At 43.7% G+C, this 245-nt stretch carries 1 protein-coding gene; it reads left to right on the forward strand.

Annotated features, from left to right (window positions below; genetic code table 11):
* Nucleotides 1-245: sigma 54-interacting transcriptional regulator (locus R0K30_RS23065; protein WP_410613306.1), on the forward strand; the 245-nt coding region annotated here is incomplete at both ends.

Raw genomic sequence — 245 nt, forward strand, 5'->3', positions numbered from 1 at the left:
TGCATGATCCGATTTATCAGGGAGCGGGTGCGATGGGCCAAGCAGGCATTCCGCAGCCGAAACAGGGGGCTGTGACCCATGCTCATGGCGGGGTATTGTTTATTGATGAAATCGGTGAGCTTCATCCGATTCAGATGAATAAAATGCTGAAGGTGCTTGAAGATCGAAAAGTATTTTTAGACAGTGCGTATTACAGTGAAGAAAATACGCAAATACCGAATCACATTCATGATATTTTTCAAAAT

The sequence above is a fragment of the Bacillus sp. SIMBA_154 genome, from assembly GCF_046536015.1.
Taxonomy (GTDB): Bacteria; Bacillota; Bacilli; order Bacillales; family Bacillaceae; genus Bacillus; species Bacillus pumilus_P.